General features: G+C 72.9%; 26 protein-coding genes. 14 read left to right on the top strand and 12 right to left on the bottom strand.

What is annotated here, in order from left to right; genetic code table 11:
* Window positions 1-6 precede the first annotated feature (6 nt).
* Window positions 7-1,002 carry a TauD/TfdA family dioxygenase gene (locus tag ASD48_RS27400; RefSeq protein WP_057604412.1) on the bottom strand — a complete coding sequence of 332 codons (996 nt, stop codon included), beginning with the start codon at window positions 1,000-1,002 and terminating at the stop codon, window positions 7-9.
* Window positions 1,003-1,200: 198 nt separating this feature from the next.
* On the opposite strand from ASD48_RS27400, the gene ASD48_RS27395 reads away from it, so the two are divergent.
* The gene (locus ASD48_RS27395; protein WP_057604411.1) at window positions 1,201-2,031 is read left to right on the top strand and encodes an aldo/keto reductase; all 831 of its coding nucleotides are present in this window, start codon (window positions 1,201-1,203) and stop codon (window positions 2,029-2,031) included.
* Window positions 2,032-2,094: 63 nt separating this feature from the next.
* On the opposite strand, the gene ASD48_RS27390 is transcribed toward ASD48_RS27395, so the two are convergent.
* The 3 genes from ASD48_RS27390 to ASD48_RS27380 form a co-directional block, all read right to left on the bottom strand.
* Window positions 2,095-4,437 (bottom strand): SpoIIE family protein phosphatase, encoded by a 2,343-nt coding sequence (locus ASD48_RS27390; RefSeq protein WP_057604410.1) that lies wholly within the window; start codon window positions 4,435-4,437, stop codon window positions 2,095-2,097.
* Window positions 4,438-4,639: 202 nt separating this feature from the next.
* Window positions 4,640-5,107, bottom strand: a complete 468-nt coding sequence (locus tag ASD48_RS27385) for a peroxiredoxin (protein WP_057604409.1) — start codon at window positions 5,105-5,107, stop codon at window positions 4,640-4,642.
* The gene (locus ASD48_RS27380; RefSeq protein ID WP_057604408.1) at window positions 5,104-5,496 is read right to left on the bottom strand and encodes a hypothetical protein; all 393 of its coding nucleotides are present in this window, start codon (window positions 5,494-5,496) and stop codon (window positions 5,104-5,106) included. The genes ASD48_RS27385 and ASD48_RS27380 overlap by 4 nt, the downstream gene beginning before the upstream one ends.
* Window positions 5,497-5,646: 150 nt before the next feature.
* On the opposite strand from ASD48_RS27380, the gene ASD48_RS27375 reads away from it, so the two are divergent.
* Window positions 5,647-5,919 (top strand): hypothetical protein, encoded by a 273-nt coding sequence (locus ASD48_RS27375; RefSeq protein ID WP_057604407.1) that lies wholly within the window; start codon window positions 5,647-5,649, stop codon window positions 5,917-5,919.
* Here the strand turns inward: ASD48_RS27375 and ASD48_RS27370 are convergent.
* Window positions 5,916-6,674, bottom strand: coding sequence for a helix-turn-helix transcriptional regulator (locus ASD48_RS27370; protein ID WP_057604406.1), 759 nt, complete (start codon window positions 6,672-6,674; stop codon window positions 5,916-5,918). The genes ASD48_RS27375 and ASD48_RS27370 overlap by 4 nt on opposite strands.
* Window positions 6,675-6,755: 81 nt before the next feature.
* Here ASD48_RS27370 and ASD48_RS27365 point away from each other — a divergent pair, with 81 nt between their 5' ends.
* Window positions 6,756-7,952 carry an MFS transporter gene (locus ASD48_RS27365; protein ID WP_057604405.1) on the top strand — a complete coding sequence of 399 codons (1,197 nt, stop codon included), beginning with the start codon at window positions 6,756-6,758 and terminating at the stop codon, window positions 7,950-7,952.
* A gap of 83 nt (window positions 7,953-8,035) precedes the next feature.
* Here the strand turns inward: ASD48_RS27365 and ASD48_RS27360 are convergent, their stop codons facing one another.
* Window positions 8,036-8,554, bottom strand: coding sequence for a MarR family transcriptional regulator (locus tag ASD48_RS27360; protein WP_057604404.1), 519 nt, complete (start codon window positions 8,552-8,554; stop codon window positions 8,036-8,038).
* 464 nt (window positions 8,555-9,018) lie between these two features.
* On the opposite strand from ASD48_RS27360, the gene ASD48_RS27355 reads away from it, so the two are divergent.
* The 7 genes from ASD48_RS27355 (at window position 9,019) to hemC (ending at window position 15,586) form a co-directional block, all read left to right on the top strand.
* Window positions 9,019-10,059, top strand: coding sequence for a zinc-binding dehydrogenase (locus ASD48_RS27355; RefSeq protein WP_057604403.1), 1,041 nt, complete (start codon window positions 9,019-9,021; stop codon window positions 10,057-10,059).
* Window positions 10,060-10,221: 162 nt separating this feature from the next.
* The gene (locus ASD48_RS27350; protein ID WP_057604402.1) at window positions 10,222-11,373 is read left to right on the top strand and encodes a histidine kinase; all 1,152 of its coding nucleotides are present in this window, start codon (window positions 10,222-10,224) and stop codon (window positions 11,371-11,373) included.
* A gap of 150 nt (window positions 11,374-11,523) precedes the next feature.
* Window positions 11,524-12,504 (top strand): ATP-dependent DNA ligase, encoded by a 981-nt coding sequence (locus ASD48_RS27345; RefSeq protein WP_242432748.1) that lies wholly within the window; start codon window positions 11,524-11,526, stop codon window positions 12,502-12,504.
* A 154-nt stretch (window positions 12,505-12,658) separates the two neighbouring features.
* Window positions 12,659-13,435, top strand: coding sequence for an NPP1 family protein (locus ASD48_RS27340; protein WP_057604401.1), 777 nt, complete (start codon window positions 12,659-12,661; stop codon window positions 13,433-13,435).
* Window positions 13,436-13,515: 80 nt separating this feature from the next.
* Window positions 13,516-14,034 (top strand): hypothetical protein, encoded by a 519-nt coding sequence (locus ASD48_RS27335; protein ID WP_057604400.1) that lies wholly within the window; start codon window positions 13,516-13,518, stop codon window positions 14,032-14,034.
* Complete coding sequence (locus tag ASD48_RS27330) at window positions 14,031-14,498, top strand: GNAT family N-acetyltransferase (RefSeq protein WP_057604399.1); 468 nt, start codon at window positions 14,031-14,033, stop codon at window positions 14,496-14,498. Before ASD48_RS27335 ends, ASD48_RS27330 begins: the two co-directional genes overlap by 4 nt.
* 152 nt (window positions 14,499-14,650) lie before the next feature.
* Window positions 14,651-15,586, top strand: coding sequence for a hydroxymethylbilane synthase (hemC, locus tag ASD48_RS27325; protein ID WP_057604398.1), 936 nt, complete (start codon window positions 14,651-14,653; stop codon window positions 15,584-15,586).
* Window positions 15,587-15,620: 34 nt separating this feature from the next.
* Here the strand turns inward: hemC and ASD48_RS27320 are convergent, their stop codons facing one another.
* The 4 genes from ASD48_RS27320 to ASD48_RS27305 all read right to left on the bottom strand — a co-directional run bounded on the left by ASD48_RS27320 (window position 15,621) and on the right by ASD48_RS27305 (window position 18,472).
* Window positions 15,621-16,142 (bottom strand): hypothetical protein, encoded by a 522-nt coding sequence (locus ASD48_RS27320; protein WP_057604397.1) that lies wholly within the window; start codon window positions 16,140-16,142, stop codon window positions 15,621-15,623.
* 191 nt (window positions 16,143-16,333) lie between these two features.
* A complete protein-coding gene (locus ASD48_RS27315) occupies window positions 16,334-17,194 on the bottom strand; it encodes an ABC transporter permease (RefSeq protein WP_057604396.1) in 861 nt (286 codons plus the stop codon).
* Window positions 17,154-18,005: an ATP-binding cassette domain-containing protein gene (locus tag ASD48_RS27310; RefSeq protein WP_057604395.1), complete on the bottom strand. Its 852-nt coding sequence runs from the start codon at window positions 18,003-18,005 to the stop codon at window positions 17,154-17,156. Before ASD48_RS27310 ends, ASD48_RS27315 begins: the two co-directional genes overlap by 41 nt.
* A complete protein-coding gene (locus tag ASD48_RS27305) occupies window positions 18,002-18,472 on the bottom strand; it encodes a MarR family transcriptional regulator (RefSeq protein WP_057604394.1) in 471 nt (156 codons plus the stop codon). Before ASD48_RS27305 ends, ASD48_RS27310 begins: the two co-directional genes overlap by 4 nt.
* A 275-nt stretch (window positions 18,473-18,747) precedes the next feature.
* On the opposite strand from ASD48_RS27305, the gene ASD48_RS27300 reads away from it, so the two are divergent.
* Both ASD48_RS27300 and ASD48_RS27295 read left to right on the top strand, forming a co-directional pair.
* Window positions 18,748-19,539, top strand: coding sequence for a SigB/SigF/SigG family RNA polymerase sigma factor (locus tag ASD48_RS27300; RefSeq protein ID WP_057605002.1), 792 nt, complete (start codon window positions 18,748-18,750; stop codon window positions 19,537-19,539).
* A 464-nt stretch (window positions 19,540-20,003) separates the two neighbouring features.
* Window positions 20,004-20,807, top strand: coding sequence for a VOC family protein (locus tag ASD48_RS27295; protein ID WP_057604393.1), 804 nt, complete (start codon window positions 20,004-20,006; stop codon window positions 20,805-20,807).
* 48 nt (window positions 20,808-20,855) lie between these two features.
* Here the strand turns inward: ASD48_RS27295 and glgX are convergent, their stop codons facing one another.
* Window positions 20,856-22,991 (bottom strand): glycogen debranching protein GlgX, encoded by a 2,136-nt coding sequence (gene glgX / locus ASD48_RS27290; protein ID WP_242432778.1) that lies wholly within the window; start codon window positions 22,989-22,991, stop codon window positions 20,856-20,858.
* A gap of 62 nt (window positions 22,992-23,053) precedes the next feature.
* Window positions 23,054-23,572 (bottom strand): hypothetical protein, encoded by a 519-nt coding sequence (locus ASD48_RS27285; RefSeq protein WP_057604392.1) that lies wholly within the window; start codon window positions 23,570-23,572, stop codon window positions 23,054-23,056.
* Window positions 23,573-23,870: 298 nt separating this feature from the next.
* Here ASD48_RS27285 and ASD48_RS27280 point away from each other — a divergent pair, with 298 nt between their 5' ends.
* Both ASD48_RS27280 and ASD48_RS27275 read left to right on the top strand, forming a co-directional pair.
* Window positions 23,871-24,170, top strand: a complete 300-nt coding sequence (locus tag ASD48_RS27280) for a DUF5133 domain-containing protein (RefSeq protein WP_079073997.1) — start codon at window positions 23,871-23,873, stop codon at window positions 24,168-24,170.
* Window positions 24,171-24,245: 75 nt separating this feature from the next.
* A partial coding sequence (locus ASD48_RS27275) for a maltotransferase domain-containing protein (RefSeq protein ID WP_157880709.1) occupies window positions 24,246-24,887 on the top strand: 642 nt, incomplete at its 3' end.

Below are 24,887 nucleotides of genomic sequence, written 5' to 3'. Positions count from 1 at the left end.
GGACTTTCACCAGCGGCCCGGCTCGGTTCCCGTCACCGGCTCGGACGGCTTGCCGTCCACGCCGACGGGGATCTCGCCGGTGAGCATCACCCGGTGCATCGTGCGGGGGAAGCCCAGATGCGCGTTGTCGCTCGGCGCGAGGTGAATGGTCGCGCGGTTGTCCCAGAACGCCACGCTGCCCGGTTCCCAGCGGAAGCGGACCGTGTACTCCGGGCGGGTCGCCTCCTCCAGCAGCATGTCCAGGATCGCCCGGCTCTCCGCGCGGGAGAGGTCGGTGATCTGCTCGACGTAGTAGCCGTTGACGTACAGCACGCGCTCCCCCGTCTCGGGGTGGACGCGTACCAGGGGGTGCACCGAGGCGACCTGGTGATCGAGCAGGTGGCGGACGTAGGCGTCGTCGCCGGGACGTGGCTGGTAGCCGACGCCGAGCCGGTGCTCGGCGCGCAGAGCGGCCAGGAACTCCCGCAGCGGCGCGGAGAGTCCGGCGTAGGCGGCGGCCAGGTTGGACCAGGTCGTGTCACCGCCGTAGGGCGGTACGGTCTCGGCGCGCAGGATCGTCGCGGCCGGCGGGTCGACGCGGGCGCCGTGGTCGCAGTGCCACCCGCGCAGGAGGGTGTGCCGGCGGCGCCGGAGCCACTCCTCGTGCTCCATCCCGAACTTCCCGCCCAGTTCCAGGCGGTCGGCGGTCGTCTCGATCTCCGGGAAGTCCGCCGGTGACGCGCCGCCGCGCCTGCGCAGAACGACGGGTTCGCCGAACCGCCGCGCGAACGCCACATGTCCGGCGTGGTCGAGGCGCTGGCCGCGGAAGAACACCACCTTCCAGCGCAGCAGCGCCGCCCTGACCACGGCAACCTGCGCGTCGTCGAGTCCCGCGGCCAGGTCGACGCCCTCGATCTCGGCGCCGATGTGTCCGGCGACCGGCTTCACCGCCACTCCGGCCGCCCGCGCGGCCTCCTCGGCCGTCGGGCCGTCGAAGGGGGTGGCCCGGCTGTCCGTCGTCATGCGTGCTCCGCTCGTCCTCGCTCGTCCGTCACGGTTCCGGGAAGATCGTGACAGCGAATCGACGGCCTGGCGACAGCGCCTCGGACGCCCCCGCCCGCGTCGGACGGTCCGCCCCGCGGCCTCCGGTTGATCGATCCCCGTGTCATCGGTGAGGCTGGTGGCACGACACGGACGACACAGCCGAGGAAAGGTCCCCTGGTGAGCACCATCCCGGAGCACACGCTCAACGACGGTACGAAGCTCCCGGCCCTGGGTCTGGGCACCTGGCCGATGGACGACGCGGAGGCGGAGCGGTCGGTGGCCGAGGCGCTCGGCCTGGGGTACCGGCTCGTCGACACTGCGACGAACTATCGCAACGAGAGCGGGGTCGGGCGGGGCGTGGCACGGGGCGGGGTGCCGCGCGAGGAGATCGTCGTGACCACGAAGCTGCCCGGCCGCCACCACGGCTACGAGGAGACCCTCGCCTCCTTCGAGGAATCCCGGCAACGGCTCGGCCTCGACTACGTGGACCTGTACCTGATCCACTGGCCGCTTCCCAGGGTGGACAAATTCGTCGACTCCTGGCGGGCCATGATCAAGCTCCGCGAGGACGGCCTGGTCCGGTCCATCGGTGTCTCCAACTTCACCGCCGGACACATCGAGCGGCTGGAGAAGGAGACCGGCGTGCTGCCGTCGGTCAACCAGATCGAGCTGCACCCGCTCTTCCCGCAGGACGAGCTGCGCGCCTTCCACGAGGCCAAGGGCGTCCGTACGGAGAGCTGGAGCCCGCTGGGCCGCGGTTCGACGCTCCTGGAGGACCCGGCCGTCGTCTCCGTCGCCGAGTCGCTCGGCGTGACGCCCGGCCAGGTCGTCCTGCGCTGGCACCTCCAGCTCGGCGCGGTCCCCATCCCGAAGTCGTCCAGTCCCGAACGGCAGCGCGCCAACCTCGACGTCTTCGGCTTCGAACTCGGGCCGGCGCAGCTGGCGGCGGTCGGGGACCGGCCGCACCGGCGCCTGGGCGGCGACCCCGAGGTGCACGAGGAGTTCTGAGCGGTGCCGGCGGGAGGCCGGTCGGGCGGTGCCGCTCCCCGGGGCGGCACCGGCCAGGAGGGATCACCCGGGCTCCAGCGACTGCTCCGCCCAGATCGTCTTGCCCCGGTCCGTCTGCCGGCTGCCCCAGCGCTGGGTGAGCTGGGCGACCAGCAGCAGGCCGCGCCCGCCCTCGTCGAAGGCGTGGGCGCGACGCAGGTGGGGAGAGGTGGAACTGCCGTCGGACACCTCGCAGATGAGGCTGCGGTCGCGGATCAGGCGGAGCCGGATGGGGGGTGCGCCGTAGCGGATGGCGTTGGTGACGAGTTCGCTGACGACGAGTTCGGTGACGAACGCGGCCTCCTCCAGGCCCCACGCGGTCAGTTGCTCGGTCGCCGCCTGGCGGGTGGTGGCGACCCGGGCGGGGTCCGGCTCGACGTCCCAGGTGGCGACCTGGTCCGCGCCGAGCGCCCGGGTACGGGCGAGCAGCAGCGCGACGTCGTCGTCGGGCTCCTCCGGCAGCACCGCCTTGAGCACGGTGTCGCAGAGGGCGTCGAGCGTGTCGGCCGGCGCGGTCAGGGCGCTGCACAGCTCGCCGGTGGCGCGGTCCACGTCCCGGTCGCGGTCCTCGATCAGGCCGTCGGTGTAGAGGGCGACGACCGCGCCCTCGGGCAGCTCCAGCTCGACCGCCTCGAAGGGCAGTCCGCCGACCCCCAGCGGGGGCCCGGGGGTCATCCGGACCAGCTGTGCGGTGCCGTCGGGCAGGACGACGGCGGGGGCCGGGTGTCCCGCGGCGGCGAGGGTGAGACGGCGGCTGACCGGGTCGTAGACGGCGTAGAGGCAGGTGGCGCCGAGCTCCGCGACCTCCTCGCCCGCGTCGTCGTAGGCGGCGAGGTGGGTGACGAGGTCGTCGAGGTGGGTGAGGAGTTCGTCGGGAGGCAGATCCACGTCGGCCAGCGTGCGCACGGCCATGCAGAGCCGGCCCATGGTCGCCGTCGACGGGATGCCGTGTCCGACGACGTCGCCGACGACGAGGGCGACCCGGCTGCCGGAGAGCGGGATGACGTCGAACCAGTCACCGCCGATGCCGGCCGTGGAGCCGCTGGGCAGATAGCGGTGGGCGACCTCGACGGCGACCTGTCCGGGCAGGCCGCGGGGCAGCAGACTGTGCTGGAGGGTGAGAGCGGTGGTGCGTTCGCGGGCGAAACGGCGGGCGTTGTCGATGCAGACGGCCGCCCGGCTGGCGAGTTCCTCGGCGAAGACGGCGTCGTCGTCCTCGTAGTCGTCGGGATGGGCGATACGGACGCCGACCAGGACGCCCAGGGTGGTGCCGCGGGCCCGCAGCGGCACCGAGATCACCGAGTGGACCCCGCTGCGAAAGCGACGGCCCTCCGGGGCGCGCGCGTTGCGTTCGGCGAGCCAGCTCATGAAATCGGGCTCGCCCGCCTGGAGACGGACGGCACGCCCCTGCCGCAGGGCGCGGGCGGGCGGGCTGAAGGGCGGATGGACATCGGTCTCCCCGAGGCGGACCGCCGCCTCGGGGGTGCCCTCGTGCCCGGAGCCGTGGGCGACGCGGCGCAGCAGGATCTCGCCGTCGGGCACCGGGGGCGGTTCGTCCGCGCCCAGGACCCACTCGAGCAGGTCCACGCTGGCGAAGTCGGCGAACTGCGGCACGAGGAGCTCGATCACCTCCTCGGCGGTGCGCACCACGTCCAGGGTGGTGCCGATGGAGGCCGCGGCCTCGTTCAGCAGCACCAGGCGTCGGCGGGCCAGATACTGCTCCGTGCTGTCGAAGGCGGCGAGCGCCACGCCGGCCACCGCTCCGGATTCGTCGCGCACCGGCCACATCTCGGTGCTCCAGGCGTGCTCCCGGTTGAGGGCGGGGGCTCCGGTGAAGCTCTCGTAGCGCACCGGGCGGCCGGTCTCGGCGACGTGGCGCAGGTGCCGGTCGAAGCCCCGGCTGTGCTCGGCGTCCTCGACGGTCTCGGGGAAGTGGCGGCCGAGCAGGGCCTCCTCCGGCACGCCCATGACCTTGCACGCGGTCTCGTTCAGGCGCAGGTAGCGCTGCGCGGGGTCGAAGACGGACATCGACATGGAGGCCTGCTGGAAGGCCCGCCCCGCCAGCGTCGGTTCCGGGGCGGCGGGCCGCTGGGCGGTGAGGGTGAACCCGGCGGGGCGGGCGTCGGCGCCGAGTACCGGGCAGGCCGTCACGACGAGCGTCACGGGGTGGCCGTCGCGGTGGCGCACGACGACGGGGCCGGTCCACTCGCCGTCCGGGCGGCGCGGAAGGGCCTCGGCGAGCAGGTCGGCGACGGCCCGGCCCACGGCCTCCTCGGCCGCGTGGCCCGTCAGCAGACGGGCACCCTCGCTCCAGCCCGTCACGATGCCGTGAGCATCGATGACCGCCGCAGCGACGACATGCTCCATGTCGTCCAGAATGGTCCCTTTGTCCCGACGCATCAACCGCGACGGGCCGACGGGGCCGACGACGACGGGCCGGGCGACGCATCGAACGCGACGGTCGGGCCGGGGCGCACGGCACCCCCGGCCCGACCGGGCCTTCCGGGCCTTCCGGGCCCGCTTCCTTCTCTGGCGCGGGTTCCTCCGCGGCCGAGGTTCCCTCCGCGGCTCAGGCGCGGTGGGCGCGCAGTGCGTCGAGGGCGCGGTCGGCGTGGGTGTTCATCCGCAGCTCGCTGCGCACGACCTCCAGGACGGTGCGGTCCTCCGCGATGACGAAGGTGACCCGCTTGGTGGGGGCGAGGGAGAAGCCGCGCTTCACGCCGAACCGTTCCCGCACGGCCCCGTCGGCGTCGGAAAGCAGCGGCATGCCGAGCGAGTGCCGGCCCGCGAACTCCTGCTGGCGGTCGACGGAGTCCCCACTGATCCCGACGGGCCGGGCGCCCACGGCGGCGAACTCGGCGGCCAGATCACGGAAGTGGCAGGCCTCGGCGGTGCAGCCCGCGGTGAGGGCGGCGGGGTAGAAGAAGAGGACCACCGGTCCGTCGGCGAGCAGGTCGGTCAGGCTGCGCACCGTGCCGGTCTCGTCCGGCAGCGCGAAGTCCTCGACGAGGTCGCCGGTCCCCAGGGCCTTGGTCATGACCGTCCCTCCGTGATCTTCGCGGCGCCGTCGGCGACGTTGCGGGCCCACAGCACCAGGGGCACCTGGAAGGGCAGACGGGCCACTGCTGCGGCCTTGAGCGGGGTGGGGCGGTGCCGCCAGTCCCAGGCCATCTTGACGTTGGCGGGGAAGACGCCGACGAAGAGGCCGGCCGCGGCCAGCGCGGCCGTCCTGCGGGTCCGCGGCAGGGCCACTCCCGCCGCCAGTACCAGCTCGGCCACACCGCTGGCGTGCGTCCAGGCCCTGGGCGAGCCCGGGAGCGTGCGCGGAACGATCGCGTCGAACGGGCGCGGAACGGCGAAGTGGGCCACGCCCATGCCGGCCAGCAGGCCCGCCAGGAGCAGGGGTGAGCGTTCGGACCGGGACACGGTTCCTCCTCTGATGACCTGGCGCCCGACATTACTGGAGGGTAGGCGTGAGTACGGAGGCGGGGTCGCGAGGCGGGACCCGGGAACGGGGCTCCCCCAACTCGGCCGGGACGCATCGTGGTTGCCCGCGGTCGGCGATAGCCTGCCGGGATGACCGTCTATCTGCTGTGGCACATCGGGCACCGGAACGAAGCCGGTGAAGGCGGGTCGACCCTGCACCTCGACGGGGAGACGGTGCACGTCGACGAGGAGGACGGCGACGACGCCAAGCTGCTCGGCGTGTACTCCACGGCCGAGAAGGCGGCGGAGCGCAGGCGCCGCGCCCGGCTGCTGCCGGGCTTCGCCGACGAGCCGGACTGTTTCGTCATCGACGAGCACACCCTCGACGAGGACGAGTGGACCGGCGGTTTCGTGCGCGTCTAGGACGGTTCCCGGGCCCGCCCGTGGTACCGGCCGGGGGTGTACCCGTACGCCCTGCGGAACACGTCGATGAAGGCGCTGGCGGAGGACCAGCCGCAGCGGTGGGCGACCGTCGTGACGGGCGTGCCCTCGGCCAGCAGACGCAGCGCGTGGTAGAGCCGGGACTGGGTGCGCCACTGGGGGAAGGTCATGCCGAACTCGCGGCGGAAGAGGCGGCTCAGGGTGCGTTCGCCGGTACCGGTGGCGGCGCCCAGGGCGGCGAGGGTGCGCTGGTCGGAGGGGTCGGCGTGGACGAGGGCGCAGACCTCGGCCAGCCGGGGGTCGGAAGGGGTGGGCAGTCGGGCCGGCTGCTGCGGGGAGGCGCGCAACTGGTCGCGCAGCACGGCGAGCAGGCGGACGCGTTCGGGGCCCGGGTCGTCCGGGGCCCGGGTGTAGGCGAGGATCAGCTCCCGCAGCAGCGGACCGACGGCGAGGACGGTCGGCGCGTCCAACCCGAGCGGGTTGTCGTCGGCCGGCAGGCCCACCAGGTGCAGGTCGAGCGGGCCGTACGCCCGGTGCGCATGCGTCGTTCCGGCGGGCACCCACAGCGCGCGGGTGCCGGGGGCGAACCAGGTGCCGGCGTCGGTCGTGACGGCCACGACACCCGAGCCCGCGTAGACGATCTGGTGGTCGTCGTGCCGGTGCGCGTCGATACGCCGGCCCGCGGCCAGCGGCTGGACCCGGGTGGGCGCGGTCGGTGTGTGGCGGATGTGCGGCACAAGGCGGCAGATTATCGGAAGCGCGACAGGCATCCGGGCCGTGACGATCGCAGCGTGCCGAAAAACCGATCCATCACCCTGATGTCCCTGGGACACGCCTGCGTGGACGTGTACCAGGGGGCCGTGGCCGCGCTGGTCCCCTTCTTCGTCGCCGAGCGTGCCTACTCCTACGCCGCCGCCTCGGGGATCGTCCTGGCGGCCTCCCTGCTGTCGTCGGTGGCGCAGCCGCTGTTCGGCGTGCTGACCGACCGCTTCGCGATGCCGTGGCTGCTGCCCCTCGCGGCGGCGGCCTCCGGCGCGGGGGTCGCCGTCAGCGGGATCGGCGGCTCGTACCCGCTCACGCTGGCGGCGATGGCCGTGTCCGGGATCGGGGTCGCCGCGTTCCACCCCGAGGCCGCGCGGGCGGCGCGGGCCGCCTCGGACGGCCGCCACACGGCGATGGGCTGGTTCGCGCTCGGCGGCAACGTCGGCTTCGCGCTCGCCCCGCCGCTGGTCGCGGCCGTCGTCGCGAGCTGGGGTCTGCGCGCCTCGCCGCTGCTGGGACTGCCGGCGCTGGCGGGCGTGGCCCTGTGTACGGCCGCGGTGCGCTCGGCGGCGGACCGGGCGGGGTCCGCTCCACCGGCGACCGAGGGGGCGCAGCCGTCGGAGGGGTCGGAGTCGGCGGAGGGGGCGCCGGAGGCGGCGCCGGGCCGGGACGACTGGGCGGCGTTCCTGCGTCTTTCGGGTGCCGTGGTGTGCCGCTCGATCGTCTTCGTCGGTCTGAGCACGTTCGTCTCGCTGTACGTCCGCGAGCGCACCGGAGGCGGGGCGGCGGCGGGGACGGCCGCGTTGTGCGTGCTCTACGCGGGCGGCGCGGTGGGGACGCTGGCCGGGAGCCGGCTGGCCGGGCGGTGGGGGCGGCTCCGGGTCGTACGGCATTCGTACGCCGTGACGGTGCTCGCGGTGGGCGGTGTGGTCCTGGTCCCGGGTCCGCCCCTGTACCTGTTCGTCGCGCTCGCCTCGGCCGGCCTGTATGTACCGTTCTCGCTGCACGTGACGCTGGGCCAGGACTGTCTGCCCCGCCGCATGGGCACCGCCGGCGGCGTCACCCTGGGGCTGACGGTCAGCATCGGGGGTGCGGCCGCTCCGGCCCTGGGCGCGCTCGCGGACGCCACGTCCCTGCGGACGGGTCTGCTCCCCCTGCTGGTACCACCGGTGGTGGCCTGGTTCCTGCTGCGCGGGCTGCGCGAGCCGGTCCCCGCCACCGCCCTGTCGCCCGTGACCGGCTCCCGCGCCTGAGGGTCGGCGTCCTGAGGGTCCGGCGCGAACCGCCGGTCGAGCGTCCTGACGGTCCGGCGCGCGTCCTGAGGGTCGGTTGCTTGTCAGGCGCGTGGGGCCGCGGCCGGCTGCTCGGTCTCGTCCTCGATGGAGTGCGAGAGGAAGTCGTCGACCATGCGGTGGAAGAGCGCGGCGAGCTGCCCGAGCTCCTCCGGGGACCAGTCGGCCAGCGCCAGCTGCATCCCCCTGGCGCCCGCGTCCCGGACCCGGCCGACGGCCGCGCGGCCGGCCTCGGTGAGCTGGATCCGCTGGGCCCGGCCGTCGTCGGGGTCGGGGACCCGGGTGACGTACCCGGACTTCTGGAGCTGCTGCACGGTGCGGGTCACATGGGAGGCCTCCACGCCCAGCCGCTGCGCCAGCTCCCCCGGCCGCAGCGGCTCGGAGTCGGCGACCTGCCGCAGCAGCGCCACGGCGGCGCGGTCCAGGGGCACGCCGGCCAGGGTCATCAGCCGGTCGTGCTGGCGGGCGCGGGTGCTCAGGTAGGTGATGCGAGTGAGCGCGCGCTCGATCTCGATCACTTCCGGAGACGCGGTGGAGGGCAACGGCAAAGGTTCGGTGGACATGGGACCCACTTTACCATCTTGTTGCGTAACTCAAGTAAGTTACCGCCTTCGCACACCCCACGCTCCGCGGGGGCGACACGCGGACGACACCCCTGCCATGGCCGGATGACACGCGATCACCCCTACCCACCGGCACACACTGGGGTCACATCCGGCCCGCGCCCCATGCACACCCCGCCCCCCTGCCACCTGCGGCAGGGCCAGGCCCCCTCCGAACGCCCGACTCGCGCACATCAAGTAATTTGCTTGACTCAAGTAATCCAGATGTGTTTGCCTAACTCAAGCAATCCGGGGCTCGCCTTGAGCGGAGGCGGCCCCGGCCGCCGAACCCGTGGGGACGGGGATCGGCGCGGTCCCGGGGCCCGGCAGCCGGCACCCCGCCCGGCGCCGGGCCCCGGGACGCTTCCGAGCCTGCCAACACCTGCCTCCAGCAACCGAGTCACCCCAGCGAGAAAGGCCCCCTCATGAGCACGATGAAGTCCGTACGGACCGGCGGCTCCGGCAAGATCGCCGTCGTCGACGTCGAGCGCCCGGTACCCGGCCCCAAGGACGCGCTCGTACGGATCCGCGCCTGCGGCATCTGCGGCACCGACGTCACCTTCCTGCACATGGGCGGCATGCCCGCCCGGGCCCACCTGGGCGGCGAGCTGATCCCCGTGCCGCTCGGCCATGAGCCCGCCGGTGAGGTCGTGGAGGTCGGCGCCGAGGTGGACGGCCTGAAGGCGGGCGACCGGGTGGTCGTCAACCCGCAGGACGCGCCCACCGGCATCATCGGCTGCGGCGGGAAGTTCGGCGGGATGAGCGAGTACCTGCTGATCGAGAACGCCGAGGTCGGAAAGAGCGTCGCGGTCTTCCCCGACACGATGCCGTTCGACGTGGCCTCGCTCAACGAGCCGATGGCCGTGTCACGGCACGCCGTCAACCGCTCCGGGGCGGGGCCGGGCGACAAGGTCGTCGTGTTCGGCGCCGGTCCGATCGGCCTGGGCGCGGCGATCTGGCTGAAGCTGCGCGGTGTGGAGCACGTGGTGGTCGCCGACGTCATCCCCTCCCGGTTGGAGAAGGCAATGGCCGTCGGGGCGGACGCGGTCATCGACTCGGCCGAGGAGGACGTGGCCGCGCGGCTGACCGAGCTGCACGGGCAGAGCGCCAACGCCCTCGGCCAGCCCCGGCCGGGCACCGACATCTTCATCGACGCGGCCGGGGCCCCAGCCGTCTTCGACACCGTGGTGCAGGCGGCGAAGTGGCACGCGAAGCTGGTCATGGTGGCCGTGCAGAAGAAGGGCGAGATCGACCTCGGCGGCATGCTCCGCAGCGAGCTCACCCTCATCGCCTCCCAGGGCTACCCGACCGAGATCTTCGAGGTGACCCCGGAACTGGTCGAGCACCAGGAGCGGTTCGCCAAGCTGATCAGCCACCGCGTCCCGTTCTCCGAGGCCGCCCGCGCCTTCGAACTGGCCCTGACGCCGGGCGCGGCGGAGAAGGTCGTCGTCACGCTGGACGACTAGGACCGCCGCACACGGGTCCGCCGGTCCGCGCGTCCCACGGCCGGCGGGCCGCCCACTTCCCTCCCTCCACGCCCCGCTCCCCAGGCCCGCTCCCCCTTCCCTCTCCCCCGCATCGCTCTCCCTTCTCCTCCCCTCTTCTCTTCAAGAGAGGAACGGCACTGCATGCGCGCGACCCTGCGACAGGCTGCGCGGGCCACGGTCCACCTCTTCCTGGCCGCCGCCATGGCCTTCGGGTCGTACCTGTTCATCACCGTCCTGCTGATCGCCGCCACCGGTGCGGTCACGGGGGTCGGGCTCTGGATGCTGCCCGAGACCGTGCTGCTGATCCGCCGCATCGCCGGGGCCAAGCGGCGCTTGACGGCGTCCTGGACCGGCCGGGAGATACCGGAGGCGTACCGCACGGTCACCGGTCCGCTGCGCGAGCGGCTGCGGACGGCGGTCGGGGACCCCGGCACCCTCACCGATCTGCGCTGGACGGGGGCGTACTACGCCTACGGCTGGCTGACGGTGCTGATGCTGCCACTGTGGCCGGCCGGCCTCCTCGTCGACGGCGTGCGGTGCGGGCTGCTGCGGCGCGAGGCGCTGGTCCTGCCGTTGCTCGTCCGGCTCGCCGACCTGGAGGCGGGCTGGTCGGCCGCCCTGCTCAGCCCCTCCCCGAAGGCGCTGCTGGCCCGTCGGGTCGAGCAGCTCACCGCGACCCGGGCGGACGCGGTCTCCGCGCACGGCGCCGAACTGCGCCGGATCGAACGGGACCTGCACGACGGCGCCCAGGCGCGGCTGGTCGCCCTGTCGATGCGGATCGGACTGGCCCAGCGGGCGTACCGGGCCGACCCCGACACCGCGCGGAAGCTGCTGTCCGACGCGCAGGACCAGGCCGAGGAGGCTCTGACCGAACTGCGGCACGTCGTACGCGGCATCCATCCGCCGATCCTCACCGACCGGGGACTCGAGGGGGCCGTACGGGCACTGGCGGGCGGCAGCGGACTCGGAGTGAGCGTGCGGGCCGACCGCTTCCCCGACGGCCCCCGGGCGCCGGCCGCGGTGGAGGCGGCCGCCTACTTCGTGATCGCCGAGGCACTGACCAACGCCGCGAAGCACAGCGGGTCGGACCGCGCCGAGGTCCTGCTGGCCCGCTCCAGGACCGGGCTGAGCGTGCGGGTGCGCGACGAGGGGTGCGGCGGCGTCGACGAGAGCGCCGGCTCGGGGCTGCTGGGCATGCGGCGCCGGGTCGCCGCACTCGACGGGACCGTGCGGGTCAGCAGCCCGGTGGGCGGGCCGACGGTGATCGAGGTGGAGCTTCCGTGCGTGTGGTGAACACCGATGTCGCCCACCGGCCGGGGCCGGTCCGGGCGCCCGAGCCGCGGCCCGGCGGCCACTGAGCGCGCGGCCGGTCCGGCGCCGCCGTTCAGGCGAAACCGCGGCCTGTTCCGCGTGGTCCGGCCCGGCCACGTCCACAACTCACCCGTGACCCTCCCTCTGATCGCCCCCATGCTCGCCACCCCCGGGCGGCTGCCGCCCGTCGCCCAGGACGCGCGCTGGGCCTACGAGACGAAGCAGGACGGGCAGCGGACCGTGGTGTACCTCGCCGGAGACGGGAGCGTCACCCTGCGCGCCCGTTCGGGGGAGGACATCACCGGCGCCTACCCCGAGCTGCGGACGCTGGCCGAGGCGCTCGGCCCCACACCCGCCGTACTGGACGGCGAGGTCCTCGCCCTGGACGGACAGGGCCGGGCCGACTTCCAGTTGCTCCAGGCCCGGATGGGCCTGGTCCGGGCGCCGGGCAAGGCCGCACGGCTGGCGGCGACCGCACCCGTGCACCTCGTGCTGTTCGACGTGCTGCACCTCGGCGGGCGGTCCCTCCTCCCGCTGTCGTACACGCGGCGCAGGGCCCGGCTGGAGGCGCTGGCGCTGGACGGGCCGTTCTGGTCGACGCCGAGCGCCCTGGTCGGACACGGGCGGGAGGCCCTGGAGGCGACCCGCGCGCACGGCCTGGAGGGGCTGGTCTGCAAGCGTCTGGACTCGGTGTACGAGCCGGGGGTGCGCTCCCGCGCCTGGATCAAGATCCGGAACATGCGCGTCGCGGACGTCCTGGTCGGCGGCTGGCTGCCGGGCAAGGGACGGCTGACCGGGCTGCCCGGCGCCGTCCTGGTGGGGCAGCGGGCCGCGACGGGACTGCGGTACGTCGGCGGGGTGGGCACCGGCTGGAGCGAGTCCGAGCGGATCGAACTCGCGGCCCTGCTGCGGGCCGCCGCGACCGACGAGTGCCCCTTCGACGCCGTACCCCAGGCGCCGGGCGCGCGATGGGTCGTGCCCCGGCTGGTCGGCGAGGTGCGGTACAGCACGCGGACCCGGGCGGGTCTGCTGCGCCAGCCGTCCTGGCTGCGGTTGCGGCCGGACCTGACCCCCGAGGAGTCGGCGGCGGATCTGCCGGACATTTCCGCCTGACCTCACCTCAGCGGCCAAGTATTGGGCTGTACTTCACCACGGATACCCCTGCGACCTCTTGGCGTGGAAGGGAAAACCGGGGAAGCTGAGCTGCTTTTCAACTCCCTCTCCCCACACAGCCGTTCGGCTGCGCCCGAACCCCGAGGAGGACGCAGTGTCGTCATCGAAGTCCAAGGTCCACCGCCGGAGGTGGCTCACCGGGTTCGCCGGTGCCGCCGCGCTCGTCATCGCCTTCCCCACCGCGGCCTTCGCGGCCCCGCCGACGGCCCTGCCGTCCAACGCCGAAGCCGCCGAACTGACGTATCAGCCCGCCTTCGACTACGACACGGACGGCTGCTACTCGACCCCCGCCATCGGCCCCGACGGCACGATCAACGGCGGGCTGAACCCGACCGGCGCCCTCAACGGCAGCTGCCGGGACGCCTCGGACCTGGACAACACCAACAGCTACTCGCGCTACAAGTGCAACAACGGCTGGTGCGCGTACCTGTACGGCCTCTACTTCGAGAAGGACCAGGCCATAGCGGGCAGCAGCATCGGCGGGCACCGGCACGACTGGGAGCACGTCGTGATCTGGGTGCAGAACGGCCAGGTCCAGTACGTCTCGACGTCCAACCACGGCTCGTTCACCGTGACCGCGGCCTCCGGCGTCCGCTTCGACGGCTCGCACGCGAAGATCGTCTACCACAAGGACGGCATCAGCACGCACTGCTTCCGGCTCGCGAACTCCAACGACGAGCCGCCGGAGAACCACAAGGGCACCTGGCAGTACCCGCCGCTGGTGGGCTGGAACGGCTACCCGGCGGGCCTGCGGGACAAGCTGAGCGCGTACAACTTCGGCAGCGCCAACTTCGGTCTGAAGGACGCCAACTTCGCCAACCACCTCTCCTCGGCGAAGCCGTCCGGGATCGCCTTCGATCCTGCCGCGTGAGCCCCGGCCGCCGTCCGCGGGCCGGGGCTGCGCGCTCCCGGACCGTGGACGGCGGCGCACGCACGGCCCATGATGTCCGGATGGATCTTCACGACGAACTGCCGCCGGCCGTGCCGGCGAAGGAGCTGCTCGCCCTCGCCGAGGATCACCACGCCCGCGCCGCCCGGCCGTTGGGCGTCCGGGAGGCCGCCGGGCACCTGGTCAAGGTGTACGCGCTCGAGGCGCCGGGGCGGACCGTGACGGAGTCCGCCGCCGGGGAGGCGCTGCGGGTCGCCGCCGGCCACCTGGCGCTCGGGGCGCTGCGGGGATCGCTCGGCCTCGCCGTCGTCCTGGTGCACGCGGGCGGCGACGGGGACTATCTGCTGGTCCACACCTGGATCGAGGGCCACATGTCGGATCTCGCGGTGTTCACGGGTCCGGCCGGCCGGCCGCAGGAGCTGCGGCCGGGTCGCGCGGGGCTGGCGCCGTGCGTGTGGGAGGCGGCCGTGCTGGCCCATGAGCGCGACGCCTACGCCCGGCACGTCCTGGACGGCACCGGCCCGCTCGGCGAGCGGCTGGCCGCCTGGGGCGCGGACACCGTCGAGGGGAACGTCCGGTGAGCGCCGCAGCACGGGTCCGGCACGCCGACCGGTCCGATCTGCCGCGCGTGGCCGAACTCGCCGCCCAGCACGCGGAGTACGAGCGTGCCGCCCCGCCGGTGCCCGACCTCGCGAAGCGGCTGGCCGGGCTCCTCTTCGACGCCCCGGCGCCCCGGCTGTACTGCCTGGTCGCGGAACTGCCCGACGGCGAGGTCGTCGGCTACGCGACCTGCGCGCCCGAACTCTCCACCTGGGAGGGCCGCGAGTACCTCCACATGGACTGTCTGTTCCTCACCCCCGGCCACCGCGGCCTGGGTCTGGGCGCCCTGCTGGTGGCGGCCGTGGCGGCCCAGGCCCGGAGTCTGGGCATGAGCGAGGTGCAGTGGCAGACCCCGGCCTGGAACGACGGGGCGATCCGCTTCTACGCCCGGCTCGGCGCCCTCGGCACCGACAAGCGGCGCTTCGTTCTCGACGTGACCTCCTGACGGCGCGAAAGACGTGATCCGCTGACGGTGGAAAAGCGGTCGCCCGCCACCCTTGCGCGGGCCCGTGGAACCGCCGCCGACGGGCCGTTCACCCGCGACCGAAACCGGCCACCGGCACGGGGCACGGCCCGCGAGGGTCTATCGTGTCCCGCATGTCCGTTCCGGAAATGATCCGTATCGTCTCCCGTGACTCGCCCATGGCGCTGGCCCAAGTGGAGTGCGTGCGCTCGGAGTTGGCCGCCCTGCATCCCGATGTGCGCACCGAGGTCGTCCCCGTGAAGACGACCGGCGACAAGTGGATGGGCGACCTGTCGCAGGTCGACGGCAAGGGTGCCTTCACCAAGGAGGTCGACGCCGCGCTGCTGGCCGGTGAGGCGGATCTCGCGGTGCACTGTGTCAAGGACGTGCCGGCGGACCGGCCGCTGCCCGCGGGCACGGTGTTCGCCGCGTTCCTGAAGCGCGACGACATCCGTGACGCCCTCGTGCACCCGGGCGGCCGCACCCTGGACGGTCTTCCGGCCGGGACGCGTATCGGCACCTCGTCGGTGCGCCGGGTCGCCCAGCTCGCCACCACCCACCCCCACCTTCAGTGCGTGCCGTTCCGGGGCAACGCCAACCGGCGGCTGGAGAAGCTGGCGGCGGGCGAGGCGGACGCGCTGCTGCTCGCCGTGTCCGGTCTGGAGCGCATCGGGCGGCAGGACGTGATCAGCGAGGTGCTGTCGCCGGAGACGATGATGCCGCCGATCGGCGCGGGCATCCTCGCCCTCCAGTGCCGCGAGGGGGACTCCGACGTCATCGACGTCGTCAGCGGGCTGGGCGATCCGGCCACCCATCGGGAGGCCGTGGCGGAACGTATGTTCCTGCATGTGCTCCAGGGGCACTGCAACAGCCCGATCGCCGGCTTCGCGCGAGTGGACCGCAGCGGGGAACTGTCCCTGCGGGCCTGCGTGTTCACCCCGGACGGGAAGACCAGGCTGAACGCCCACGAGTGGGCCGGCCGGCTGGACCCGGCCACGCTCGGCACCTCGGTGGCGGTGTCACTGCTGCGTCAGGGCGCGCGCGAGATCATCGACGGCATCCCGCACTGACCGTCCGCGGACCGGGCGGAGGGCGCGGCACCCCTCAGGCGCTGCCCTCTTCGGCCTGGTCGCGCAGGAAGTTGCTGATCTGGCGGGCCAGGCTGTCGCGTCCCGCGCCGGCCGGGGCCCCGCCGGATCCCTCGGCCAGGCCGATGCCGCCCGTCCACAGCCGGCGGTCGGCCCAGTCGTCGTCGACCCGCAGCTGGATCTGGACGTCCACCTGGGCGAGCGACGCCTCGGGGCCCGCCGCGTACAGCACCGCGGTGGCCCGGCGCAGCGGATAGACGTCGAAGCCCTCGATGAACTGCGAGTTGCGCCAGTCGATGAACGCGCTCTCCCCGTCGGGCCCGAGCCGTACGTCGATCTGCCCGTCCTCGAGGTGGATCGTGGAGTTCTTGTCGCCCCGGTTCTCGACGGTCACCCGCAGGCAGAAGTACGTCAGCCCTTCTGCGGCGTCGTCGCGTCCCCTGGGCGGCTCACTCTGCTCCAGGCGGTGGACGCGGACCCGCAGACCGGCATGCTCGTCGTACTCCTGCCAGTCCCCGACCACGTTCGGCTCGTACACAGTCCACCTCTCGACTTCTACCGGCTGCTTCCTATCCGTGCGCCGATCGCACTGTCAAATGAGCGGAATGCGCTGTGGCCAGGGAATTCATCCCTTTTGATCGCTGATCAAGCCGTGCGCAGGCAGAATCCGCCGACAGGCCGCGACAGGGCCCGCCGCGGGCGTGCCGCACATCACGTTCCCGGGCGGGATCAGCTGGCCAGCCGTCCCAGGAGCGAGGAGGCCGCGGCGACGCCGAGCGCGGCGGCCACGATCAGCACCCCGAAGTCGAGGACGAGGTGCGCGGGCGTGCCGAGGAGCAGCCCGCGCAGCGCGTCCACCTCGTAGCTGAGGGGGTTGACCTTGCTGACGGCCTGGAGCCAGCCCGGCATGATGCCGATCGGGTACAGCGCGTTGGAGCCGAAGAACAGCGGCATGGTGATCGCCTGCCCGAAGCCCATGAGGCGGTCGCGGCTGAGGACGATGCCCGCGATGGTCATCGACAGGCAGGAGAAGAAGGCCGAGCCGAGGACGACGATCGCGGCGACGCCGAGCAGCTTCAGCGGGTTCCAGGTCAGGGCTACCCCGAGCAGGGCGGCGATGGCGACCACGACGACCGCCTGGATCACCGACTTCACTCCCGCCGCGAACGCCTTGCCGGTGATCAGCGCGGAGCGCGGGGTCGGCGTGACGAGCAGCTTGTCGAGTACGCCGGCGTCCCGCTCCCAGATGATCTGGATGCCGTAGAAGATGGCGATGAACATCGCGGACTGGGCGATGATGCCGGGCGCCAGATAGTCGATGTAGGGGATGCCGCCGGTCGGGATCGCCTTGATCCGGGTGAAGGTCTGACCGAAGATCAGCAGCCACAGGGCGGGCTGGACCGCCCGCGTGTACAGCTCGGTGCGGTCGTGGCGCAGCTTCTGCAGTTCGACGGCGCACAGGGCGGCGACCCTGGCCGGCAGCACCCGCCGGCCGACGCGGGGCCGGGGCGGCCGCAGCAGCAGGTCGATGGCGTGCGGACGGGCGCGGTCAGCCGACGCGCTGAGCGGTACGGCGGGTGCTTCGGACATCGCGGAAATCTCCTGCCTGCTCGTCGAGGCCGCTGCCGGCGACGTCCCGGAAGACGTCCTCCAGGGTCGGCAGCGGGGCGTCGGCCGGGGCACCCTCGGCGCGTCGGCGTTCGCCGAGCCCCCGCCGGAGCTCGGCGGGGGTGCCGAGCGCGCGGATCCGGCCGCGGTGCATCAGGCCGACCCGGTCGCAGTACTGGTCGGCCTCGTCCATGTAGTGCGTGGTCACCAGGACGGTCATGCCGGTGGCCTCGCGTACGGCGGTGATGTGCTCCCAGACACCCGTTCGGGCGATCGGGTCGAGGCCGATCGTCGGCTCGTCGAGGATCAGCAGCCGGGGCGCGCTGACCAGGGCCTGGGCGAGTTCGAGACGACGGACCATGCCGCCGGAGTAGGTGCCGGCGAGCCGGTCCGCGGCGTCCGTGAGACCGACGGCGCCCAGCGCCTGGCCGACGCGTTCGGCACGCTCGCGCCGGGGCACGTCGAAGACGCGGGCGAACAGGGAGACGTTCTCCCGGCCGGTGAGCCCCGAGTCGGCGGACAGCTGCTGCGGGACGTAGCCGAGCAGCCTGCGTACGGCCATGCGGTCGCCGGCGGTGTCGTGGCCGAAGACGCGCACCATGCCGGACGGGACCGGCAGCAGGGTCGTGATGCAGCGGATGGCGGTGGTCTTCCCGGCTCCGTTGGGCCCGAGCAGGCCGAAGACCTCGCCCTCCCGGACGGTCAGGTCGAGCCCGTCGACCGCCTTCGAGTCACCGAAGGCGTAGGCGAGCCCGGTGCAGGCGACGGCGTCCGTGGCGCTGTCGGTCGTCATGACTCCTCGGCCTCCTCGTGCAGGTTGACGGCGAGCGCCCGCAGGGCGGGGAGCGCCGCGCGCAGGGCTTCTCGGTCGGCGGCGTCGAGGCGGGCGACCTGCCGGCCGACGAGCGCGGCGCGCCGCTCCCGCCACGCCCGCAGCCGGGCCTCGGCCGCCTCGGTGAGCAGCAGCCGGGCGGCGCGCCGGTCGGCGGGGTCGGTCTCACGGACCAGGTAGCCGTCCTTGACCAGCTGGTTGACGAGGGTCGAGACGGAGTTGCCCGCCAGGTACAGCTCCCTGGCCGCGTCCGAGACGCCGATGCCGGGCCGCGCCTCGACCATGCGCAGCAGCTCGACCTCGGCGCCGCGCAGCCGCGGCACGGTCAGCCCGGCCCGCAGCCGCCGCCTGAGCAGCCGCTGGACGCCGACGAGCGCGTCGGCGAGCTCCTCCGGGAACGTCTCCTGGTCCCTCCGCTCCTGATCCACGCGGACGAGATTACCTCTGTGTCAGAGGCAATCGACAGACGTGGTCGACCCAAGGAAGGGTCAAGGGTGCGAGTCAAGGAGCGACATGGAACAAAAAGGGAGAAAATGGTTCAAGAAGCTCAATGACGGGAATCCGGACAAGAGTGCTTCGGACAGGAGGCACGTCCGTGGGATCCCGCCGCGCGGCCGGTCCCGGTGTTCTCCCGTTCGGCCCGAATGCGCGGTTCCCACGGTGCCCGATCTCCATCGGCATCCTTCTGGGGAAGGCGCGCGTGATGCGTAGCACCGTCAGATCGAAGCAGCACCCCCACGACGACGCTCCCGACACCGACGAATCCTTCGCACGGCTCGCCAAGCTGCCCGACGGACCGGAGCGCCAGGCGCTCAAGGACGAGCTGGTCCGTCTCTGGCTGCCCATGGCCGAACGGATCGCCGTCCGGTTCCGGGGGCGCGGCGAGAACCTCGAGGACCTGTATCAGGTCGCCGCCCTGGGGCTCGTCAAGGCCGTCGACCACTACGACCCGGATCGCGGCCGCGCCTTCGAGGCGTACGCGGTACCGACGATCACCGGTGAGATCAAGCGGCACTTCCGGGACCACATGTGGACGCTGCACGTACCTCGCCGGGTCCAGGACCTGCGCAACCGAGTACGGAGCGCCGCCAAGGAGCTGTCGCAGACGACTCCGGGGCGCCCGCCCACCGTCGCCGAGATCGCCGCATACGCGCAGCTCACCGAGGACGAGGTGCGCACCGGCGCGGAGGCGCTGGAGTGCTTCTCCGCGCTGTCGCTGGAGGCCGAACTGCCCGGCACGGACGGCTACGCGCTCGAGGACGCCCTCGGCGACCCCGATCCCGGTTACGACGCCGTCGTCGACCGGGTGGCCGTGGCGCCCTGTCTGCGGGCGCTGCCGGAGCGCGAACGGACGATCCTGTACATGCGGTTCTTCGCCGGCATGACACAGAGCCGGATAGCCGAGCAGCTGGGCATCTCGCAGATGCATGTGTCCCGCCTGCTCAGCGGCTGCTTCGCCCGGCTGCGCGAGGAGATCGCCGCCGAGTCGGACTGACCCTCGCTCCCCGGGGGGCCAGGCATGGCACGCCAGGGATCCGGGTGGGCCGCGCCGGTCCCGGGGGCCTCCGGCCGCGCCCCGATCTCGTCGGGCATCTCTCCGGCGCGCCCGTGGGCGAGGCCGGCCCGGCGACGCGGCACCGCTGGGTGCCGGTGTCCGGAAGACCTCCTTCCGCGCGATCCATGCCTGGTCGGGCGTCATCCGCCCCGACGGCGACCCGCACTCCGACGGCCTGGCCGACCACGGCCCGGGAGGCGACCGCCGCCTTCGGCCGGACGGCCTCCTCCTGGAGCGCGAAGATCCGGGCCGTTTCGTCGGCCGTCGCACGCGGTACTCGTGCCACCGCTTCGTCGTGCCACCGGGTCACTCGGCAGGCGCCCGGGACGGTTCCGGCCGGACACTGGTGGTAGCCCAGCCCGGCGGCCCAGCCCGCCGGCCGAGAGACCAGGAACGCGAGTGCCATGAACCGTCGCCCGACATCCGCCCCCGGCAAGCGGGGATCCGTCTCCACGCACTCCGTGTTCGGCGCGCCCTGCTGGGTGAGTCTGACCAGCCGCGACCTGGACGCCACCCAGGGGTTCTACGGGGCCGTCCTGGGCTGGGAGTGGCGCCGGGGCGTGCTGGGCGACCACTTCCGTACGGCCCTGGTCGGCAGCGTGCCGGTCGCCGGGGTCGCAGCCGTCGCCTCGATGTGGCAGATGGCGGTCGCCTGGACGCCGTACTTCGCCGTGCCGAGCGCGGACGACGCCGCGTCCCGGACCCGGGAGCGCGGCGGCACCGTGGCCGTGGGCCCGATCTCGCTGCCGCCGGGCCGGGCGGCGTTGCTGGCCGACCGGGACGGCGCGACCTTCGGCGTGTGGGAGGGCGAGCTGATCGGCAACTGGGAGGCGTGGCGGCAGGACGCGCCCGCCTTCATCAGGCTGCACACCCGCGACGCCTTCGACTCCGCCATCTTCTACGGCGAGATCCTCGACTGGGCCACGGACCGCCCCGGCTGCGTCGAGGTCCACTACGAGCGCGGCGAGGTCGTGCTGCGCAGCCGGGGCGATGCGGTCGCCCGGATCGAGTCGGGCGCGCTGGAGGCGGCGCCCGACCCCACGATCCGTCCGCACTGGCAGGTGCACTTCGCCGTCGCGGACGTGACGGCCTGTGCGCGGGCGGCCGAGAAGCACGGCGGCAGTGTGCTGGTCGAGACCGCCCACGAGGCCGTGCTGCGCGACCCGGACGGCGCCCAGTTCACGGTGACGTCGAGCCGGGGGCGCTGAGCGCCCCCGGCCTCAGACGGAACGACGCGGGGCTCAGCGCCCCCGGCCTCAGACGGAACGGCGCGGGGGCCGGGCCAGCACGATCAGGCTGCGTGCCTCCAGCGTCACCTCCGCGCCCGCCTTGTACTCCGTCTCGTCCGGGCCGCCGTCGGGCTCGGTGGTGTCGGCGCACACCGTCCAGCGCTCGCCGTACGCGGCGTCGGGCAGCCGGAAGACGACCGGTTCCCAGTAGCTGTTGAACAGCAGCAGGAACGAGTCGTCAACGACCGGCCGGCCACGGGGGTCGGGCTCGGCGATGGCGTCGCCGTTGAGGAAGACACCGACGCTGTGCGCGTCCGGGCGCTGCCAGTCGCGGTCCGTCATCTCGCGCGCGTCCGGCAGCAGCCAGACGAGATCGGGCAGCGGCTGCCCGGCGTGCCGGACGGTCTCGCCCCGGAAGAACCGGCGTCGGCGCAGCACGGGGTGGGCGGCGCGCAGGGCGACGAGGCGTCGGCAGAAGTCCGCCAGGGCCCGCTGCTCGTCGGTCAACCGCCAGTCGACCCAGGAGACTTCGCTGTCCTGGCAGTAGGCGTTGTTGTTGCCGCCCTGGGTCCGGCCGAGTTCGTCGCCGTGCCCGATCATCGGGATGCCCTGCGACAGCAGCAGCGTGGCGAGCAGGTTGCGCTGCTGCCTGGCGCGCAGTTCCAGGACCGCCGGTCGGTCGGTGGGGCCCTCGGTCCCGCAGTTCCAGGAGCGGTTGGTGCTCTCGCCGTCCTGGTTGCCCTCGCCGTTGGCCTCGTTGTGCTTGTCGTTGTACGAGACGAGGTCACGCAGGGTGAAACCGTCGTGCGCGGTGACGAAGTTGACGCCGGCGCGCGGGCGGCGCCTGCTGTGGGCGTACAGGTCCGAGGAGCCGGTCAGGCGGGAGGCGAACTCGCCCAGCGAGCCGGGTTCCGCGCGCCAGAAGTCGCGTACGGCGTCGCGGTAGGGGCCGTTCCACTCCGACCACAGCGGCGGGAAGTTGCCCACCTGGTAGCCGCCCTCGCCGACGTCCCAGGGCTCGGCGATGAGTTTGACGCGGCTGATCACCGGGTCCTGCTGGATGAGGTCGAAGAACGCGGACAGTCGGTCCACCTCGTGGAACTGGCGGGCCAGGGTGGCCGCGAGGTCGAAACGGAAGCCGTCGACATGCATCTCCGTCACCCAGTACCGCAGCGAGTCCATGATCAGCTGCAGGACGTACGGGTGCCGCATGAGCAGGCTGTTGCCGGTGCCGGTGGTGTCGTAGTAGTGCGCCCAGTCGCCGTCCACGAGCCGGTAGTAGGAAGCGTTGTCGATGCCGCGGAAGGAGAGGGTGGGGCCCTTCTCGTTGCCCTCGGCGGTGTGGTTGTAGACGACGTCGAGGATCACTTCCAGGCCGGCCGCGTGCAGCGCCTTCACCATGGATTTGAACTCGGTGACCTGCTCGCCGCGGGTGCCGTGGGCGGCGTAGGCGTTGTGCGGGGCGAAGAAGCCGATGGTGTTGTAGCCCCAGTAGTTGGACAGCCCCCTGTCCGTCAGCACGCCGTCCTGCACGTACTGATGCACGGGCATCAGCTCGATCGCCGTCACGCCCAGCGAGGTGAGGTGCTCGGTCACCGCCGGGTGCGCGAGACCGGCGTAGGTGCCCCGCAGGGCGGCCGGAACCTCGGGATGGGTGCGGGTCAGACCGCGCACATGGGCCTCGTAGATCACCGTGTCGGCGTAAGGGCGCCGCAGCGGCTCGTCGTCGCCCCAGTCGAAGGCGGCGTCGGTGACCACGCCGAGCAGGGTGTGCCCGGCGCTGTCCGCCGGGTCGGGGCGGTCGCCGGCCCGCTCGAACAGGGAGGCGTGGTTGTCGATCTGGCCGTCGACGGCGCGCGCGTAGGGGTCGAGGAGCAACTTCGCCGGGTTGCACCGGTGACCGGAGCCGGGGTTCCACGGCCCGTGCACCCGGAAGCCGTAGCGCTGCCCGGGACCGATCCCGGGCAGGTAGCCGTGCCAGACGAAGCCGTCGACCTCGGTCAGCGGGACACCGCGGGTGGTGCCGTCGTCGTCGACGAGGACGAGGTCGACGCGTTCGGCGACTTCGCTGAACAACGCGAAGTTGGTGCCCTGGCCGTCGAAGTCGGCGCCCAGCGGGAAGGGGTGCCCGCTCCAGGCGGGCACCCCGGCACTCGGGTCCATCCGGTCCGTCCGGTTCCCGCGGTCCTTGCGGTCCTTGCGGTCCTTCCGGTTCGGCCGTGAGGTCACCGGGCGACCTCGCGGACGCCGTGCGCCTCGTCCGTCGGGGCGGGGGCGGCCAGGACCGCCACCGGCAGTTCGCGGGGCACTTGACGCACCGCGCGCAGGCTCGGCGAGGGCCCGGTCCGCACCAGCGGGACACGTTCGCCGGAGCGGGCCCGCTGGGAGAACCAGATGACCTGGCTTCCGGTGCCGGTGTCGCAGCACCCCCAGCCGTCACTCATCACGGCGATGCGCTGCAGACAGGCGCGCAGATCCTGGTCGGGACGCAGCCGACGGTCACGGCCCCCGATGGCCGTGATCAGGTGTTGTCCGTTCCACCACATCTCGATGGAGGTGTGCTTGTCCGTGGCGTGCTCGTCGATCGCGGTCAGCAGCATCTCGGCGCCGCGGCAGACGGTCTCGACGTGGGTCTCGAGCTCCCAGTAGGACAGGTGAGCGGCCAGGATGCGCCTGACCTGTCCGACCCGTTCCGGACAGACGTCCACATCGAGGTGGTAGTAGCAGGGGACTGCTGTCTTCATCGTCGTTCGCTCCTCACCGGCGAGGCTCCCACTCCTGCTCGGCCCGACGGGCCAGAGTTCCCCAATACGAAGCGTGAGCGGTTATCGCTCCAGAGTCACAACCACAGTGGGGCTGCTACGCCATTCGTGCAACACGAGCACACCACAACCAAGATCCAACAGGACGTTGGGTGATGCGCCGTGCACCATAAGTGAAGGCCTCACAAGGTCGGACACTTCGCGCCTCCGCGCAACGGGCCGACCCGGCCGTCTCGAGCGACCTCCCCCTTGCTTGAACTCCCGGAAGGTGCACAGCGCGATGCTGCAACCAGCGAAGACAGAAGTCGCCAGGACCTTGCGCAGTTACCGGGCCTGGGAGCGGGACATGCTGGCGCGACCCGAGGATCGCACGGCGCGGGCCGCGTTCGAGGACTGCGGCTACACCCTCTGCGTGCTGATGGGCAAGCGCTGCGCACGGGAGGCCGCGGACGCCGCCGAGCAGTATCTGCGGGCCGGCGTGGACGCCCTCCACCGGGAGCGCTGGGGCCTGAGCCGGAGAGGCGGCGTCGCACGGCTCTCCGCGACGCGACCGCTCCCCTGCCTGCCCGCGGAGACGTAGCGCTCCGCGCAGGTGCAGTCCGTTCGCCCAACACCGGGAGGACGAAGCCATTTTCGAGCTAGCGGAGGTGCAAGGGTGAAGTCCACCAGGGCGATCGGCCGTATCCCGGTGCGGGACGTCGAACCGCGCGTGGAGTGCGGCAGGCGGCCGGCGAAAGCCGTGACCGGGGAGACGGTGCGGATCTCCGCGACGGTGTTTCGCGAGGGCCACGACGCCATCGGCGCCAACGTGGTCCTCAAGAACCCGGACGGCGGCCGCGGGCCCTGGACCCCGATGCGCGAGCTCACCCCCGGCAGCGACCGCTGGGCAGCCGATGTGACCCTGGAGGCCATGGGCCGCTGGACCTACACCGTGGAGGCCTGGAGCGACCCGATCACCACCTGGCGCCGCCACGCGGAGATCAAGATCCCGGCCGGGATCGACCCGGGTCTGGTTCTGGAGGAGGGCGGTCAGCTCTACGAGCGGGCGGCCGCCCGGGCCCCGCGCGGACCGGAGCGCACCCTGTTGCGGGACACGGCGAAGAAGCTGCTCGACGACTCGGCTCCGGTGGCCGAACGCTACGCGGCGGCGCTGGCACCGGAGGTCGGCGCCGTGCTCGGCCGCCATCCGCTGCGGGAGCTGGTGACCGCGTCCGAGCCGCTGCCGCTGCTGGTCGAGCGGGAACGCGCCCTGTACGGCGCCTGGCCCTCGCCTTCATTCCGCGCAACGCCACCCACC

It is taken from the genome of Streptomyces sp. Root1310, from assembly GCF_001426425.1.
Taxonomy (GTDB): Bacteria; Actinomycetota; Actinomycetes; order Streptomycetales; family Streptomycetaceae; genus Streptomyces.
The sequence above is the reverse complement of the archived record's forward strand: the minus strand, read 5'-3'. Positions and strand labels throughout refer to the sequence as shown.

Excerpts from the sequence above, each read along its gene's own strand:
- ASD48_RS27400 (WP_057604412.1), bottom strand. The coding sequence starts at position 1,002 with ATGACGACGGACAGCCGGGCCACCCCCTTCGACGGCCCGACGGCCGAG.
- ASD48_RS27390 (WP_057604410.1), bottom strand. The coding sequence starts at position 4,437 with ATGGAGCATGTCGTCGCTGCGGCGGTCATCGATGCTCACGGCATCGTG.
- ASD48_RS27385 (WP_057604409.1), bottom strand. The coding sequence starts at position 5,107 with ATGACCAAGGCCCTGGGGACCGGCGACCTCGTCGAGGACTTCGCGCTG.
- ASD48_RS27375 (WP_057604407.1), top strand. The coding sequence starts at position 5,647 with ATGACCGTCTATCTGCTGTGGCACATCGGGCACCGGAACGAAGCCGGT.
- ASD48_RS27365 (WP_057604405.1), top strand. The coding sequence starts at position 6,756 with ATGTCCCTGGGACACGCCTGCGTGGACGTGTACCAGGGGGCCGTGGCC.
- ASD48_RS27360 (WP_057604404.1), bottom strand. The coding sequence starts at position 8,554 with ATGTCCACCGAACCTTTGCCGTTGCCCTCCACCGCGTCTCCGGAAGTG.
- ASD48_RS27355 (WP_057604403.1), top strand. The coding sequence starts at position 9,019 with ATGAGCACGATGAAGTCCGTACGGACCGGCGGCTCCGGCAAGATCGCC.
- ASD48_RS27350 (WP_057604402.1), top strand. The coding sequence starts at position 10,222 with ATGCGCGCGACCCTGCGACAGGCTGCGCGGGCCACGGTCCACCTCTTC.
- ASD48_RS27335 (WP_057604400.1), top strand. The coding sequence starts at position 13,516 with ATGGATCTTCACGACGAACTGCCGCCGGCCGTGCCGGCGAAGGAGCTG.
- hemC (WP_057604398.1), top strand. The coding sequence starts at position 14,651 with ATGTCCGTTCCGGAAATGATCCGTATCGTCTCCCGTGACTCGCCCATG.
- ASD48_RS27315 (WP_057604396.1), bottom strand. The coding sequence starts at position 17,194 with ATGTCCGAAGCACCCGCCGTACCGCTCAGCGCGTCGGCTGACCGCGCC.
- ASD48_RS27310 (WP_057604395.1), bottom strand. The coding sequence starts at position 18,005 with ATGACGACCGACAGCGCCACGGACGCCGTCGCCTGCACCGGGCTCGCC.
- ASD48_RS27300 (WP_057605002.1), top strand. The coding sequence starts at position 18,748 with ATGCGTAGCACCGTCAGATCGAAGCAGCACCCCCACGACGACGCTCCC.
- ASD48_RS27295 (WP_057604393.1), top strand. The coding sequence starts at position 20,004 with ATGAACCGTCGCCCGACATCCGCCCCCGGCAAGCGGGGATCCGTCTCC.
- glgX (WP_242432778.1), bottom strand. The coding sequence starts at position 22,991 with ATGGACCCGAGTGCCGGGGTGCCCGCCTGGAGCGGGCACCCCTTCCCG.
- ASD48_RS27285 (WP_057604392.1), bottom strand. The coding sequence starts at position 23,572 with ATGAAGACAGCAGTCCCCTGCTACTACCACCTCGATGTGGACGTCTGT.
- ASD48_RS27280 (WP_079073997.1), top strand. The coding sequence starts at position 23,871 with ATGCTGCAACCAGCGAAGACAGAAGTCGCCAGGACCTTGCGCAGTTAC.